The organism is Kitasatospora sp. NPDC096204 (assembly GCF_044763205.1).
Taxonomy (GTDB): Bacteria; Actinomycetota; Actinomycetes; order Streptomycetales; family Streptomycetaceae; genus Kitasatospora.
Genome location: NZ_JBIWFT010000014.1, coordinates 147207 through 160346, shown reverse-complemented (window position 1 = coordinate 160346; position 13140 = coordinate 147207). Strand labels below are relative to the sequence as shown.

Here is a 13140-nt window from a genome sequence, read left to right as displayed (position 1 = left end):
AGGATTCCTTTCCGGAGGGAGGGACCGAGGAGAAGGGGCCGAGGAGACGGAAGTCGCGCCGCGGCCGGTCAGCTCAGCGGCTTGCCGGGGCACCAGGCGTCGCCCCAGGCCGTCGTCGCGACGCAGCTGTGGCCGCCCTGCCCGTAGCTCGCACCCGAGCCCGTCGGCGTCGCATCGTCGAACACGGAGGCACCGGCCGGGGACACCCCGCCCAACCAGGCGGCGGCGCCCAGCGCGACCACGGCCAGAGTCCGCGTCACGATTCCTCGCATGCCGACAACTCCCATCACCTCGGGGACAGTTCCACACGTTCCGGGCCTCTGCGCGGTTCCCGCCGCAGCGCCCGGCCCGTGCTCGCCACCCTGCCAGGCGGCGGATGGCCACGGCATCCCCCGCAAGGGATCATGAGCCTGCCTGGCAGCTTTAGGAGGCATGCGATGGACCCCGAGACCGGCCCCCAACCGACCGTCGACGTACCCGCACTCGACAGCACCGCCGTCACCCTCTACCGCTGGACGGTGGTGAACGGGCAGCTCACCCCGGCGACCCTGGCACAGGCGGCATCGGAGACCGACCTGAGCCCGGCGGAGTGCGAGGCGGCCGTCCGGCAACTCACCGGGGCCTGCCTCTTCCAGGAGCTGCGCTCACCCGACGGCCCCGCGGGCGAGGCGCCCTCGGGCGGGGCCCCCTCGGGCGAGGCGCCCGCCTGCGGCGGCCCGATCGCCTGGCGGCCCGTCAGCCCCCAGGCCGCGACAGCGCAGCTGCTCTCCGCCCGTGACACCGCCCTGCGCGCCCGGGAGGAGGCCCTGCGCGAGCAGCGGCGGCTCGTCCAGCAGCAGCGCGACGGCCTCGCGGCGCTGGTGCCCGTCTACCTCCAGGCCCGCCAACACGCCTTTCCGCAGGGCACCATCGACCGACTGCCGGACAAGTTCGCGGTGCGCTCGATGCTCGCCGACGTGATCGACTCCTGCCGCAGCGAGGTGCTGGTCTCCAAGCACGGCGGCGCGTTCTCCCCCGCCGCACTGCGCGAGGCCCTGCCGCGCGACCTGGAGCTGCTCGACCGGGGCGTCCGGATGCGGAGCCTCTACCAGCACGCGACCCGCTTCGACCAGCCCACCCGGGTGCACGCGGAGCAGCTCATCGAGGCCGGCGCGGAGATCCGGACGCTGCCGGAGGTGCTGCCGCAGCTGATCATCGTCGACGGCACGCTGGCCCTGCTGCCCGCCAGCTCCGGCGGCGCGCTGATCATCCGGGAGCCCGACCTGATCAGCTACCTGCTGTCGGTCTTCGAGCGGGACTGGGAGAACGCGACCCCGTTCGCCAGCGGCCCGCAGGCCGCGCACGACGTCACCAAGACGATGAAGCAGAGCATCCTGGTGCTGCTCGCGAAGGGCCTCAAGGACGAGTCCATCGCCCGCCGCCTCGGCATCTCCCTGCGCACCTGCCGCCGCCACGTCTCGGACCTGCTGGACAGCCTCGGCGCCCACAGCCGCTTCGAGGCCGGCGTGGTCGCGGAGCGACTGGGCCTGACCTCGCACCCGGCGCCCGCCTCCCCCACCGCCGGGACCGACGAGCCCGCACCTGGGACGCCCGTACCTGGGGCTCCCGCACCGGAGACGCCCGCACCTGGGACTCCCGGCCCGACCGAGCCCGCACCGACGGCGGCCTGCCCCGCCTGCGACGGACCGCTGCCGGCGCCCGCCCCCTCCCCCGACGGCCGGCACCCGGGCGGCCGACCGCCCCGCTACTGCTCGCCCCGCTGCCGCTCCCGCGCCTACCGGACCCGTCGGCGGGAACAGGCGGACGCGTCACCTGAGCAGCGGGCCGCCGGCGTCACGTAACCCGGCAACGGCGTGACGTAACCCGGGCGTGGGCGGCGGGATCGCAGGCGTGGACGGGATCGCGGGCGTCCGACTGGAGGGTGTTCGACGCCGAGCGGGCGACCGGCACCGTGCGGGAGGTGCTCGGTCGTCCGCCGCGCGACGACCGCAGCCGGGTGCGGACGACGCGCGGCGGACGGCCGGCGGGCCCGCCTCAGTAGCGGACGGCCTTGACCACCACCGGGATCAGGGTCATGTCGGCCGGCTGCCGGCTGAAGGCGACGGGCTGGGCCTTGCCGTTCGCGGGGACGTTCTCGGCTCCGACGATGGCGCTGTCCACGGCCTTGCCACTGGCGTCGGTGAAGTCGACCTGGACCGCGTAGGAGGCGGCGTTGGGCCCCGGGTTCTGGATCGTGACGACCACGGCGTGCAGGCCCCCGGTGTTCTGCCGCGGGACTCCGGTGATGGTGATGTCGCCCTGCGCGTTGCCGCCGTCCGTCACCCCGCTGAGCACCGAGGCGGCCTTCTCCTGGGTCGCCGACTGCTGGGCCGACACGGACGCCCCGAAGGCGGACGCCCTCGCGGAGAGCGAGGCGGCGGCCTCGGAGGCGGCCGCCGAGGCCGAGGCGGCCCCAGCCGACGCCGAGGCCAGCAGCGACTCCGCGGCGGAGGCGATGGCGGAGTGCGGCTCGCCGGAGAAGGCGCTCGCGTTGGACGGGGTGGCCGTCGGCGAGCCGGCCGTCGTGCCTGACGGGCTGCTGCCGCAGGCCGCGAGCACGACGGCGCCGGACGCGGCCACGATCAGCGCGACCGTGCGCTGCGGTGTCCAGCTCCGGCCCGCTCGCCCGTCACCGCCCGCGCGACGGCCGGGCGGCGGACGGTGGCCGGTTCGGCCGGGGCTGGGGGGACTGTGGAGTTCACGCACCGAGGATCCCTCTCCTGGTCGGTGTTCGGCGGCCGAGGGGCCCGTACGTCCCCATGCTTGGCAACATCCCGCTCCACAGCGACAGCTCCTGACCCGTCCGAGTGGGCCGCCCGCGCGGAGGCGGCCCGACCGAGGCCGTCCGAGACCCGGCCGGGCCCGGACAGGCCCCCGAGGGCGGGGCTCAGGCGGTGGCCGGCTTCCCCACGTCGGTGCCCACCACGTCGGTGCCCACCACGTCGGTGCCCACCGCATCGGCGCCCACCGCCTCCTGGGCGGGGACGGCGCGCAGCCGCGGCCCCGGCGGCGCGGGGATGACGGCGGCGACGGCGGCCGCGATCAGCGCGACGGCGCAGCCGATCACCAGGCCGACCCGGAAGCCGCCCTCCGAGGGCAGGGTGTGCCCGCCGAGGGTGACGGTCAGCTGCGAGAGCACCACGCCCATCACGGCGGCGGACACCGAGGTGCCCAGCGAGCGCATCAGGGTGTTGAAGCTGTTCGCCGAGGCCGTCGCGGTGAGCGGCACCGCGCTCATGATCAGCGCGGGCATCGCGCCGTAGGCCAGGCCCACACCGCTGTTGCAGACGATCGTCACGACCAGCACGCCCCAGGTGGAGCCCATCAGCGGCAGCGCCAGCCCGTACCCCACGGCCATCGTCAGCGCCCCGGCGACCAGGGTGAACTTGGGTCCGCGGGCGGCCGACAGCTTGCCGCCGAGCGGGGAGACGACCATCATCATCAGCCCGCCGGGTGCCATCCACAGGCCCATCGCCAGCATCGACTGCCCCAGCCCGTAGCCGGTGGCCTTCGGCAGCTGGAGCAGCTGCGGGATGATCAGCGCCTGGGCGTACATGCCGAAGCCGACCAGCACGGAGGCGGCGTTGGTCAGCAGCACCCGCGGGCGCGCGGTGACCCGCAGGTCGACCAGCGGCTCGGTCACGCGCAGCTCCCAGCGGGCCCAGAGCATCAGGATCACGGCGGAGGCGGTGAACAGGCCGAGGGTGCGGGTGCTGCCCCAGCCCCAGTCGCCGCCCTTGGAGACGGGCAGCAGCAGGCAGACCAGGCCGACGCTCAGGCCGATCGCGCCGACGAAGTCGAACCGACGGCCGACGGAGCGGCCACCGGCGGCTCGGCCGTCCGCGGCTCGGCCGTCCGCGGTGGGCGAGGCCGCCGGGGCCGGGATGACGGTCCAGAGCATGCCGATGATGACGACGGTCAGCACGGCGGTGCCCCAGAACAGCACGCGCCAGCTGGCGTAGTCGGCGACGCCGGCCGCGATCGGCAGGCCGAGGCCGCCGCCGATCCCCATGGAGGCGCTGACCAGCGCGATCGCCGAGCCGAGCCGCTCGGGCGGCAGGACGTCACGCAGCAGGCTGATGCCGATCGGCACCAGGCCCATGCCCATGCCCTGCAGCGCCCGGCCGGTGATCATCGGCAGCACGGAGTCGGCCACCGCGCACAGCACCGAGCCGAGCAGCAGCGGGACGCAGGAGGCGACGAGCATCGTCCGCTTGCCCAGCAGGTCGCCGAGGCGGCCGCTGATCGGGACGAAGACGGCGGCGGAGAGCAGGGTCGCGGTGATGACCCAGGAGGCGTTGGACGCGGTGGTGTGCAGGAGTTGCGGGAGTTCGCTGATCAGCGGGGTGACCAGGGTCTGCATGATCGCGGCGACGGTGCCGGTGAAGGCGAGCGTCGCCACGATCGGACCGGTGCGGGCGGTGGGGGCGGGGCCGTTGATGACGGGCCTCCTCGGGCATTCGGGGGATGCAGGTGTGTGCAGTTCGCACACCATGTGCAGATAGCACAGTCTGCTCAGGCTACACATGATGTGCGCCGTGCACATCGTGTGAGATGCGCACATCTCTGGCATACTGGACGCGATCGACGAAGAACCCGCAGGTCAACGCGGTGATGAAGGGACTTCGACATGGCCGGCCCCACACACGAGGTAGCCCTCGAATTCCTGGTGTTCGCCCGGCACCGCGACCTCAACCAGGTCGACGACCGCCGCCCCGAGGGCAGCCAGCTCGAACGCAGCGCCTACATCCTGCTCAGCCGCGTCGCGGCCCAGGGCCCCATGTCGATCGGGCAGCTCAGCGACGCCTTCGGGCTGGACGTCTCCACGCTCAACCGCCAGACGGCGGCGCTCACCTCCGCCGGGCTCCTCGACCGCATCCCGGACCCGGACGGCGGCATCGCCCGGAAGTTCCGCCTGACCGAGGAGGGCCGGCGCCGACTGGACGACGAGCGCGAGGCGCACGTCCGGGCGCTCGACCTGGTGATGGCGGACTGGCCGGAGGAGGACATAGCCACCTTCGCGGCGTACCTGCGCCGCTTCAACACCGGCATCGAACGGATCGACGGCCGCCCCTGGCCCCGGGGTTGAGGGTGCCGGGAGCGGCCAGGGACGCCCGGGAGCGCCGCCCAGGAGCGGTCAGGAGCGCTTGAAGACCTCGGCCGCGTCGTCGGCGACCTCGACCACGATCGAGTGCAGGCTCTCGATGCGGGAGACGATCGCCTCCCGCGGGCCCTGCCGCCAGACCTCGCTGCCGTAGAAGGCGTCCTCCTGCGCCCGGTGCTGCTCGATCGAGTCGAACGCCCGGATCAGGTACGCCTCCTCGTGCCCGTCCTCGTCCACGAGCGACGCCCCGTGGTCGACGACCCGGATGCCGGCCGCCCGCAGCAGCGGGACGGCCTCCTCGCCCATCACCCGGACGAAGTCGGCGCGCGTGCCCGGCTTGAGGCGGTAGGTGCGCAGCTCCAGTATCACGACGGCTCCTCGCGATGGTTGACGCCCGGTCATACCGGAGGCGCGTCCCCCGGCCAGGGCGGATGGAAGCCTAGACGGGAGCGCGAGGCCGCGCGTCAGGATTCGGCCCCAGCCGACTTCCCGCGCGGGGCGCCGACCCCGCGTGTCAGTGGCGGGCCGTAGCCTTCGACCCTTCCGGCCCCGGCGGGGTCGGGCCCCGGCGAACTGCTGCCGGTCGCCACGGCCACCACGGGCGAGTTCGTCTTCCCGCGGGTGCCCGAAGAGCCCTCGATGCCGTGGGGCGTGGGCGTGCTGGAGACGGACACGCTGGAGTTCGTGTCCTACGAGTCGACGTTCGGCGACTGAATACCGGCGTACCTCAGGGGCGAGGACGTCACGCACTCCCACAACTTCGCCCCGGACCGCCCGTTCTACCGGCCGCTGACCTGACGGGCTCACCTTCGACGTCCGACCGCCGGCCGGCCCCTCGCGGGGTGACCGGCGGCCGTCACGGTGGCCCGCGCGGCCGGGGCCGTCAGCCGGCCGGGGCGACTTCGGCGAGGAGGGCGGGGCCAGCCCAGCCGGGTGCCGCGCCGGGGGCGGCCGCCTCGGCCTCGCGGACGAGGGTGATCAGGCGGGCGTTGGCGGGGGCGGTGAGGCCGTGTCGCTCGGCAAGAGCGACGATCTCGCCCTGGAGCGAGTCGATCTCGGTGGGGCGTCCGCGCTGGAGGTCCTCCCACATCGAGGAGCGGGCGGTGGCGTCGATCTGCAGGCTGGCCCCGGCCAGCTCGTGGAACTGCGCGTCCGACAGTTCGAGCACCTGCGGCATCACCTCCGGTGGCACCGGGCCGAGCTGGGCCGGCTCCACCCCGGCGGCCCGGAACACCGCCAGCGCCTCCAGCTGGCAGCACGCCACGCACCGCCGGTACGCCAACTGCCCGACCTGCTCGCGCAGCGGCAGCCCGGAGAGCGCGTTGACGGCGTTGTTCAGGTTCATCAGCAGCTTCGCCGCCTGGACGGCCGGCATGTCCGACCGCAGCTCCAGCAGCAGACCGCTCTCCCCGGCCACCTCGGCGAGGGCGTCCGCGCCCTCCTCCCCCGCCAGCATCAGCGACCCGCCGCTGCCCTGGTGGAAGGCGGCGGGGCCGGTCCGCACCACGTTGTAAGGGACCATGCCGGCCAGCACCCGGTGGGACGGCAGCGCCGCCGCGAGCGCCTCGGTGTTGCGCAGTCCGTTCTGGAAGCTGACCACCACCGTGTCGGGGCCCAGGTGCGGGGCGAGGTCCCGGGCGGCGGTCTCGGTGTCGGCGGACTTCACCGTGACCAGGACGTAGTCGGCGCCGGCCACGGCCTCCGGGCCGGCGGCGGCGATCAGCTCCCGTACCTCGCGGCGGGCCTCGCCCGGGCCGGTGAGGGTCAGCCCGTCCGCGTCGATCGCCGCCATCGCGGCGGGGCGGCCGATCAGGGTGACCTCGGCGGTCGAGGCGAGCATGCCGCCGAGGTGGCAGCCGATGGACCCGGCGCCGAACACGGCGATCCGGAGCCTGCGCTGGGCGGGGGCGATGGGCACGGGGCGGCTCCAGAGCGAGAGCGAGGACGAGGACGGCCACGAAGACGAGGACGAGGACGAGGAGGGGTGCGGGGCCGGTCGGTCAGTCGAAGAGGTCGGGGTCGGAGAGGGTGATCTGGTCCCACAGCGGGCGGGCCTGGAACCAGCCGGCCAGCGAACTCCCGAGCTGGTCGCGGGTCTTCAGCGCGGTCTCCCGGTCGATCAGCTTCGGCGTGCCGGCCGCCATCGCGAGCAGCTGCGCCTGGCAGGAGCGCTCCATGGTGATGAACCACCAGACCGCCTCGGCCACCGTTCCGCCGACCGTCAGCAGGCCGTGGTTCTGCAGGATCACGGCCTTGTGGTCGGCCAGCGCGGCGGCGACCCGCTTGCCCTCCTCGGCCTCGGTCACCACGCCCCGGTAGTCGCTGTACAGCCCGTGGTCCTCGAAGAAGGCGCAGGCGTCCTGGGTGATCGGGTCGAGCAGGATGCCGAGGCTGGAGAAGGCCTTGCCGTACAGCGAGTGGGAGTGCGCGGCGGCGACGGCGTCCGGGCGGGCCGCGTGCACCTGGGAGTGGATCGCGAACGCGGCCCGGTTCACGGGCCGGGTGCCGTGCAGCAGAGCGCCGTCGTGGTCGACCAGGACCAGGTCGGAGGCCTTGATCTGGTTGAAGCTCATGCCGAACGGGTTCACCCAGAACCAGTTCGGGTTCTCCGGGTCGCGGACGGTGATGTGCCCGGCGACGCCCTCGGAGAAGCCGAACCGTCCGAACAGGCGGAAGCCCGCGGCCAGTTGCTCCTTCCGGTACTGGCGTTCCTCCTCGACGGTGTCGAAGACCGGCGGCAGCGGCAGGACCACCCCTTCCGGGGCCGGACCCACGACGCCGGTCGCCGCGTACGGGTCGGCGGGCTGCTGCGGTGCGGACATGGCGACTCCCGGGGCTGCGGCGGTGGGGCAGAGGGTGGATCAAGCCAAAGGCACGTTCGAGAGGTGCATACCTTTGGCAATGATCTCGTGACTATGATCGATCTGATCATTGATCATGGAGAGGGGCAATGATGCGTACGGCATTGGCAGCGCTGGCAGTTGGGATCGCCACCGGTGCGGCCCTGCTCGGCGGCACCTCGGTCACCACCGTCGCCGGCCAGCTGAACGAGCCCAACCAGTCGGTCGTGGTCCAGCTGAACGAGCCCAACCAGTCGGGCCATTGACCAGCCCGCTGCTTCGCGACCGACCGGGGTGAGCATCGAGCGGTACCTCGACGTCGAGGACCTGTTCGTCACGACCACTCCCGATCACTACCGGCCCACCATCTGGCACCCCCTGGCCTGGCAGCCCGGCGAGCGGCCGCACTACAAGGTCTACCTCAACCCCCAGGCGCACGGCCTGGACCGGACGCACGAGGTCATGGCGGAGGCCATGCACCGACTGGGCCTGGCGAAGGCCTGGGAGCCGGTGGGGCGGCGGTGCGAGGAACTCGCGCTGCGCGGGCACGAGATGGAGTTCTTCGCACTTGATCTGGACGGCGGAAGCGCCTCCCGGGTGAAGGTCTACTTCCGCCATCTTCCCATGACGATGGACGAGTTGGACACGGTGGCGGCGCTGTCGCACCGCCACGACCCGGTGCGGGCAGCACGGGCGCATGCCGTGATCTACGGGCGAGACGGCGGCACGGTGGACAACGAGCCGATGACCTGCCTGGCGTTCCGCGAGGGCGGGACGGGGCCCAAGGAGGCCAACGTCTACCTGCGACTGCCGGGGAACGCCCGGAGCGATGCCGAGGCGGCCGCGCGGATCGCGGAGCTGATGCGGATCGAGGGTATCGACCCGCGCCCGCACACCGAGGCGCTGAGGCAGCTGGCGGCGGGAGCCGAGGAGGGCGACACCGGCGCGCAGGAGCTGTGCAGCTACCGCACCATCGCGCCGGGGGTTCCCGCGCACATCGGGCTGTACCTGCGGTTCAACACCTATGCCGGGCCGGTGACCTGAGCGGGCCGTCACTTACCCAGCACCTGAGATCACCGATGACCTCCAGGCTCCCGATGAAGAGGATCTCGGACGTACGGCCGGAGCTCTTGGAGTACGTGGCCATGGGAACGGTTCCCTTCGGTCGCGCCGAAGTCGTCGGGGTCCGGATCGCCCGAATTCCATGCAAGCACCCTTCCGGGAGCGAGGCCATCCGAGGTCGCAGGCCCGGGTGCGGTCGGTGGCTCTACGTAGCCTCCGCCCGATGGTGGACGTCGCGGTTGCGCCTGAACTCGCGGATGAGCGCGAGGAGGTTGATCAGGGTGCTCGCCGGGCAATGCCGCGGAGTTAGGCGCTGTCCATGCTTGTCAACGTGGTCTGTTTCCATGCGTCAGCGAGCGTGTAGGTCCCGTAGGCAATCTTCTTGAGGAGGCCTTCGTTGGCCCACATGGTCATTTGGCTCGCGAAGCTCGCGTGATTTTGGATGCCCAGAGCGGTGGACGCTTCGCGGGGCCGCCAGGATCGTTCGGGCTCGGCTGCCATGAGTTGGAGGACTCGGTTTCGCAGGCCGGTGCGCGTGGACCCGCTCCCGGCGACGGCCTTGCGCTGGTTCTCGTGGCCGTCTGATGGCAGGGGCGGGGTCCGCGGAGCCGGGCGGAGCGTCACGGCGAGGCTGGTGATCGTCTTGGGTTGCCGCGGGCGGGGGTCTGCCGAGCCGTGCGCGTATCGGGTCCGTCCGATCTTGGCCGAGCGGGCACTGGTGCGCGGCCGTCTCGCCGGCAGGAGGCCGCCCAGCACCGCCAGGCCGATGGTGGCGACCAGTGCGTCGTGAGCGCCCTCTCCTGTGGTCGTGCCGACGAGGACGATCTGGTCACGTGCGGTTTCCAGGGCAATGGTGAAGCTGGCGCGGTCCGGGTCGGTGCCCGGACGCGACTCCACGGCGTCGACCATCGCGGTCCGCAGAAGTTGATAGACGATCAACTGTGCCCACAGTTCCTGTTCCAGGCCCGTCCGGTCCTGTGACCTGAGCACGCGGCCGTTCTGAAGTGTGTGTCGTAGTGCGTAGTAGGCGGACTCGATCTCCCAGCGCTCGTGGTAGAGGCGGACCAGCGTTTCGGCGGGATCACTGCGAGGATCGAGCAAGGTGGTCGCGATGCGGTAGCGCTCGCGGAGCACCTGTCCGTTGTCGGCGGTCATCGTGATCATCGCGTCGATGACGCGTACCTTGAGTCCGCCCAGTCGGGTGAGATACGAGCCGTCCGTAAGCAGGGCGAGGACGGCCGGGCGACGGTGGGCGCCGACGCGGATGACGAACTGGGCCCCGGTGGCTGCGATATCCGACAGGAAGGCGTCCCCGTCGAAGCCCCGGTCGGCAAGCACGAGCATGTCAGCGTTCACCAGCGGCAGGAGGCGCCGCGCGTAGGCGGTTTCATACTCCGCCGTTGGCCCGAACACCGCCCCGAGCAGGCCACGGGTACCGGTCTCGCAGAGCGTCATCAGCCGCAGGACCGGGTACCCGGCCAAGCCCCACTGTGTCTGGATCCTGCCGAGCCAGGTCCGATTGCGCTCAGAGTCGGGCACCTTCACCGAGGCGCATCCGTCGAAGGCCACGGTCCGCCAACGCCGGTAGCACACGCCGGGCGTGGTGGGTTGGGCGAGCGGTCCGGCAACCACCTCGAACAATGCCTTGAACGGGGCGGGGCCCATGCGCCGCCGCAGGCATCTCAAGGCCTTTTCGCTGGGGCGGGCGACGCCCAGCCCAGCGGGTCCGGCCGTCAGCTTGTCCCAGACCCGCAGATAACCCAGAGCGGGGAACAGCGACATGGCCAGCACGAAGTACACCCCGACACGAGAAGGCAGAAGTCGTCGGCGATGCTCCACGACGCGGTTCTCTTCGAGCACCGCGTCAACGAGTTCGACGGGAAGGTAGCGGGTGAGCTCGCCCAGATGACCTGGCGCAAGAACGGAATCTCTGTCTCTTGCAAGGCAATCCGGCCGGGCGATGGCAGACTGGTGAGCCAACGGGACCTCTTCAGCAAACAGATCTTGGTCGATCACTTGCTATACGGGAGGTCCCGTCCTCATGTATGCAGTCCAGGCCGGTATCACTCTCTTGACGGACCTGCGCGAACCCTAACTCCGCGGCATTGGCTCGCCGGGACGTTGCCGATGTCGACGAGGGGGCGGCCGTGGAGGTTGGCTCCACCTGGGGACGCGGAGGGCCAGAGGAGGCCGAACTCGCGGCCCTCGGTGCGGAGTTCGACGATCAGCTCGGTGACCTGGCGCGAGGTGAGGTGGAGAAGCGCCGGGTCGGCGGGGTGGATGGGGTGGTGGGCGCTCACAGAGCACCCTCCTGGTGAAGCTCGAACCAGACGGTTTTGCCGAGGTACTGGGGGTCGACGCCCCAGCGGTGGGTGAGGCCGGCGACGAGCTGGAGACCCCGGCCGGTCTCGGAGAGGAGGGAGAGGGGGCCCTTCTCCGGGGGGAGCGGACTGCGGTCGGAGACCGCGACGCGAAGGGTGTTGGCGCGGTGGTGGATCAGGATGACCGGGGAGGTCGTCTCGCCGTGGCGCCAGGCGTTGACGATGAGTTCGACCATCGCGAGTTCGGCGTCCGCGATGAGGGAGGGCGGCCAGCCGGCGCTGGCCATCCCGTCGCGGAGGGCGTCGCGGGAGAGGGTGAGGGAGGGGGAGTTGAGGTTGCGCACAGCGTCTCCCGGAGGGGGATGGGTGAGACCGGCGGATGCGTCGCCGTGAACGAACCCACTGGACATGGGTGTTCTGCGGTGCCCGAGCGGCGTTACTGACGATCCGTTCGGTGATCGGTGCATCACAGACTGTAGGGCATGAGGCAGTACATGTGCGACCACTTCTCACACATGTACCCCTAATGCGGCTGGACTCGCTGTAGCGCCCCGGTGGATGCTTGAGCACATGCCACCGATCCAAAGTGCACGCAAGCAGCGGGTTGGCATCGAGCTGAGGAAGATGCGCGATGCCTCCGGTACGACCACCACAGAGGCAGCCAAAGTCTTCGGCGTGGATCGAACGAAGATCACTCTCATCGAGCAGGGGAGCTACTCGGTGCCTCCTGAACGAGTGGTCGCGCTTGCTCACAAGTACGGAGAAGCCGACTCCGAGTACATCGAAGCGCTCGCGGCGATGGCCGGCGACAAGACCAAGGGCTGGTGGGAGGAGTACCGCGGGTCGGTCCCGCAGGGCTTCCTCGACATCTGCGAGTTCGAGCACCACGCAAAGGGGATGTACTCCTACCAGATCTGTCATCCGCCAGGCCCGATGCAATCTGAGCGCTACAGTCGCGCCATCTTCCAGGACAATCAGGTTCAGCTGACTCCGCGTGTGGTGGAGACGCGTGTCGAACAGCGGATGCTGCGATCCGAGATGTTGATGGCGAAAGGCACCCATCCATACACGGCGATCGTCCACGAGGCGGCCCTCCGAATGCAGTTCGGCGGACGCGACGTGGCTCGGGAACAACTGGATTGGATGCTGGAGTTGTCCCAGCTGCCACATGTCACGCTTCGGGTGATCAGCTTCGGGGCTGGAGGCTTCAAGGGACCTGGCCAGGCGATCTACTACGCGAACGGGCCCGTACCCAGGCTCGACACCGTCAGTTACGACTCCATGGAGGGACCGATCTTCCTCCACCGGACCGACCACCTGGAGGAGTACCGCGCGGTCGTTGAACAGATGGCTGATAGGTCTCTTTCGGTTGAGGGCTCCCGCGATCTGATCGCGAAAATCAAGAAGGAGATATAGCCGATGGAGAACCGCTCCTGGATCCGGCCCAGCGCATGCTCCAACGCAGGCAACTGCCCGGAGGTATCCATCACCTCCGACGCCGTCTACGTCCGCAGCAGCCTTCGCCCCGAGGCCATCGCCCAACTCGATGTCAGCGAGTGGCGGGACCTCGTGGCCGCCATCCGCGCCGGCGAGTTCGACGCCTGACAGCCCCGATTCGGCACACGGGCTCTGACCTGCTAATGTTCCTGATGTCGCGAGAGAGATGATCTCTCGTCAGGCGTCAGCGGTGCTACCAGAGCACGTCCTACTTTCAGTAGGAAGAGTCCGTGCAACCCGGGCCTGGCGCTCCACAGTCGGAAGGGGTCCGGCACCC

General features: G+C 71.0%; 14 protein-coding genes. 6 read left to right on the top strand and 8 right to left on the bottom strand.

From position 1 onward, the window contains the following. Nucleotides 1-68: 68 nt before the first annotated feature. Nucleotides 69-260, bottom strand: a complete 192-nt coding sequence (locus ACIQ87_RS17855; RefSeq protein ID WP_402407248.1) for a hypothetical protein — start codon at nt 258-260, stop codon at nt 69-71. Between the two features lie 177 nt (nt 261-437). On the opposite strand from ACIQ87_RS17855, the gene ACIQ87_RS17850 reads away from it, so the two are divergent. Next, complete coding sequence (locus ACIQ87_RS17850; RefSeq protein ID WP_402407245.1) at nt 438-1841, top strand: LuxR C-terminal-related transcriptional regulator; 1404 nt, start codon at nt 438-440, stop codon at nt 1839-1841. 193 nt (nt 1842-2034) lie between these two features. On the opposite strand, the gene ACIQ87_RS17845 is transcribed toward ACIQ87_RS17850, so the two are convergent. Beyond that, entirely contained in the window at nt 2035-2619 is a 585-nt protein-coding gene (locus tag ACIQ87_RS17845; protein WP_402407242.1) for a hypothetical protein, read from the bottom strand. Between the two features lie 307 nt (nt 2620-2926). Next, nucleotides 2927-4480, bottom strand: a complete 1554-nt coding sequence (locus ACIQ87_RS17840) for an MFS transporter (protein WP_402407358.1) — start codon at nt 4478-4480, stop codon at nt 2927-2929. Between the two features lie 189 nt (nt 4481-4669). Here ACIQ87_RS17840 and ACIQ87_RS17835 point away from each other — a divergent pair, with 189 nt between their 5' ends. Continuing rightward, nucleotides 4670-5128 carry a MarR family winged helix-turn-helix transcriptional regulator gene (locus tag ACIQ87_RS17835; protein ID WP_402407239.1) on the top strand — a complete coding sequence of 153 codons (459 nt, stop codon included), beginning with the start codon at nt 4670-4672 and terminating at the stop codon, nt 5126-5128. Between the two features lie 48 nt (nt 5129-5176). Here ACIQ87_RS17835 and ACIQ87_RS17830 read toward each other — a convergent pair whose 3' ends face one another. From ACIQ87_RS17830 to ACIQ87_RS17820, 3 genes are all read right to left on the bottom strand, one after another. Beyond that, nucleotides 5177-5512, bottom strand: a complete 336-nt coding sequence (locus tag ACIQ87_RS17830; RefSeq protein WP_392881121.1) for an NIPSNAP family protein — start codon at nt 5510-5512, stop codon at nt 5177-5179. Nucleotides 5513-6026: 514 nt separating this feature from the next. Beyond that, complete coding sequence (locus tag ACIQ87_RS17825) at nt 6027-7061, bottom strand: 2-dehydropantoate 2-reductase (RefSeq protein ID WP_402407236.1); 1035 nt, start codon at nt 7059-7061, stop codon at nt 6027-6029. Nucleotides 7062-7143: 82 nt separating this feature from the next. Then, nucleotides 7144-7965: a class II aldolase/adducin family protein gene (locus ACIQ87_RS17820; protein ID WP_402407233.1), complete on the bottom strand. Its 822-nt coding sequence runs from the start codon at nt 7963-7965 to the stop codon at nt 7144-7146. 128 nt (nt 7966-8093) lie between these two features. On the opposite strand from ACIQ87_RS17820, the gene ACIQ87_RS17815 reads away from it, so the two are divergent. Together ACIQ87_RS17815 and ACIQ87_RS17810 are read left to right on the top strand one after the other, a co-directional pair. After that, nucleotides 8094-8249: a hypothetical protein gene (locus ACIQ87_RS17815; protein WP_402407230.1), complete on the top strand. Its 156-nt coding sequence runs from the start codon at nt 8094-8096 to the stop codon at nt 8247-8249. Nucleotides 8250-8277: 28 nt separating this feature from the next. After that, nucleotides 8278-9027, top strand: a complete 750-nt coding sequence (locus tag ACIQ87_RS17810; RefSeq protein WP_402407227.1) for a tryptophan dimethylallyltransferase family protein — start codon at nt 8278-8280, stop codon at nt 9025-9027. 324 nt (nt 9028-9351) lie between these two features. Here the strand turns inward: ACIQ87_RS17810 and ACIQ87_RS17805 are convergent, their stop codons facing one another. Further along, complete coding sequence (locus ACIQ87_RS17805; RefSeq protein ID WP_402407224.1) at nt 9352-11061, bottom strand: IS4 family transposase; 1710 nt, start codon at nt 11059-11061, stop codon at nt 9352-9354. Nucleotides 11062-11341: 280 nt separating this feature from the next. Continuing rightward, the gene (locus ACIQ87_RS17800) at nt 11342-11710 is read right to left on the bottom strand and encodes an ATP-binding protein (protein ID WP_402407221.1); all 369 of its coding nucleotides are present in this window, start codon (nt 11708-11710) and stop codon (nt 11342-11344) included. Nucleotides 11711-11924: 214 nt separating this feature from the next. Between ACIQ87_RS17800 and ACIQ87_RS17795 the strand changes: the two genes are divergently transcribed. Continuing rightward, nucleotides 11925-12782, top strand: a complete 858-nt coding sequence (locus ACIQ87_RS17795; RefSeq protein ID WP_402407218.1) for a helix-turn-helix domain-containing protein — start codon at nt 11925-11927, stop codon at nt 12780-12782. Nucleotides 12783-12785: 3 nt separating this feature from the next. Then, nucleotides 12786-12971 carry a DUF397 domain-containing protein gene (locus ACIQ87_RS17790; RefSeq protein WP_402407216.1) on the top strand — a complete coding sequence of 62 codons (186 nt, stop codon included), beginning with the start codon at nt 12786-12788 and terminating at the stop codon, nt 12969-12971. Nucleotides 12972-13140 lie beyond the last annotated feature (169 nt).

What these genes read in the sequence shown, in the direction of transcription:
- ACIQ87_RS17850 (WP_402407245.1), top strand. Translation starts at nt 438, where the DNA reads ATGGACCCCGAGACCGGCCCCCAACCGACCGTCGACGTACCCGCACTC.
- ACIQ87_RS17835 (WP_402407239.1), top strand. Translation starts at nt 4,670, where the DNA reads ATGGCCGGCCCCACACACGAGGTAGCCCTCGAATTCCTGGTGTTCGCC.
- ACIQ87_RS17820 (WP_402407233.1), bottom strand. Translation starts at nt 7,965, where the DNA reads ATGTCCGCACCGCAGCAGCCCGCCGACCCGTACGCGGCGACCGGCGTC.
- ACIQ87_RS17815 (WP_402407230.1), top strand. Translation starts at nt 8,094, where the DNA reads ATGATGCGTACGGCATTGGCAGCGCTGGCAGTTGGGATCGCCACCGGT.
- ACIQ87_RS17795 (WP_402407218.1), top strand. Translation starts at nt 11,925, where the DNA reads ATGCTTGAGCACATGCCACCGATCCAAAGTGCACGCAAGCAGCGGGTT.
- ACIQ87_RS17790 (WP_402407216.1), top strand. Translation starts at nt 12,786, where the DNA reads ATGGAGAACCGCTCCTGGATCCGGCCCAGCGCATGCTCCAACGCAGGC.